Source organism: Streptomyces sp. UH6 (genome assembly GCF_013421635.1).
In the GTDB taxonomy this organism is placed as follows: Bacteria; Actinomycetota; Actinomycetes; order Streptomycetales; family Streptomycetaceae; genus Streptomyces; species Streptomyces abyssomicinicus.
Genome location: NZ_JACADT010001115.1, coordinates 1 through 1,749 on the forward strand (window position 1 = coordinate 1; position 1,749 = coordinate 1,749).

The window sequence follows — 1,749 nt, forward strand, 5'->3', positions numbered from 1 at the left end:
GGTCACACGGCCGCCTCCGCCACCGGTTCCGCGTCCCCGCGCGCCCGGTGGAGTTCGGCGTAGCGGCCGCCGCGGGCGAGCAGTTCCTCGTGGGTGCCGCGTTCGACGATCCGGCCGGCCTCCACCACCAGGATCAGGTCGGCGGTGCGGACGGTGGAGAGCCGGTGGGCGATCACCAGGGCCGTCCGTCCTTCCAGGGCCTCGGCGAGGGCTTCCTGGACGGCCGCCTCGGAGGTGTTGTCGAGGTGTGCGGTGGCCTCGTCCAGCAGGACCACGCGCTGGCGGGCGAGCAGCAGCCGGGCGATGGTCATCCGCTGGCGCTCGCCGCCGGAGAGCCGGTAGCCGCGCTCCCCCACGACGGTGTCCAGTCCGTCCGGCAGGGACCGGACGAGGTCCTCCAGGCGGGCCCGGCGCAGCACGTCCCACAGCTCGTCCTCGCCCGCACCGGGCCGGGCCAGCAGCAGGTTGGCGCGGACCGTGTCGTGGAAGAGGTGCCCGTCCTGGGTGACCATGCCGACCGCTCCGCGCAGCGAGGCCGCGGTCAGGTCGCGGACGTCGACGCCGCCGACGCGGACCGCTCCGGAGTCGGCGTCGTACAGACGCGGCAGCAGCTGGGCGACGGTGGACTTGCCGGCGCCGGAGGAGCCGACCAGGGCGACGGTCTGCCCGGGCTCGGCGCGGAAGGAGACGCCGTGCAGGACCTCCTCGCCGCCGCGTGTGTCGAGGGAGGCGACCTCCTCGAGGGAGGCCAGCGAGACCTTGTCGGCGGCGGGGTAGGCGAACCGGACGTCGTCGAACTCCACGGAGAGCGGGCCGTCGGGCACCGCGCGGGCGTCGGGCCGCTCGCGGACCAGCGGTTCGAGGTCCAGGACCTCGAAGACCCGCTCGAAGCTGACCAGCGCGGTCATCACCTCGACCCGGGCCCCGGCCAGCGAGGTGAGCGGGGCGTAGAGACGGGTCAGCAGCAGGGCGAGGGCGACGACGGAGCCCGCCTCCAGGCTGCCGCGCAGGGCGAACCAGCCGCCGAGCCCGTACACGAGGGCGAGGGCCAGCGCGGAGACCAGGGTGAGGGCGGTCATGAAGACGGACTGGGCGGTGGCGGTGCGGATGCCGATGTCACGGACCCGGCGGGCCCGCTCGGCGAACTCGGCGGACTCCTCGCCGGGGCGGCCGAACAGTTTCACCAGGGTGGCGCCGGGGGCGGAGAACCGTTCGGTCATCCGGGTGCCCATGGCGGCGTTGTGGGCGGCGGCCTCGCGCTGGAGACGGGCCATCATCCCGCCCATGCGGCGCGCGGGGACGACGAAGACCGGCAGCAGCACCAGGGCGAGCAGGGTGATCTGCCAGGACAGGGTCAGCATCACGACGAGGGTGAGGACCAGGGTGACCAGGTTGCTGACGACGCCGGAGAGGGTGTTGGCGAACGCCCGCTGGGCGCCGATGACGTCGTTGTTGAGGCGGCTGACCAGGGCTCCGGTGCGGGTGCGGGTGAAGAACGCGACGGGCATCCGCTGGACGTGGTCGAAGACGGCGGTCCTCAGGTCGAGGATCAGGCCCTCGCCGAGGGTGGCGGAGAGGCGGCGGGAGAGGATGCCGAGTCCGGCCTCGACCACCGCGATCAGCGCGATCAGCAGGGCGAGCCGCACCACCCGGCCCTCGTCGCCGCCGGAGACGATCGCGTCGACGACGCGTCCGGCGAGGACGGGCGCGGCCACCGCGAGCAGGGCGGTGGCGACGCCGAGCACCAGG

1 protein-coding gene is annotated in these 1,749 nt (G+C 74.3%); it reads right to left on the reverse strand.

Annotation, left to right across the window (positions count from 1 at the left end):
* Positions 1–2: 2 nt before the first annotated feature.
* The coding region (locus tag HW445_RS29780) for an ABC transporter ATP-binding protein (RefSeq protein WP_180223925.1) at positions 3–1,749 on the reverse strand (1,747 nt) is incomplete at its 5' end.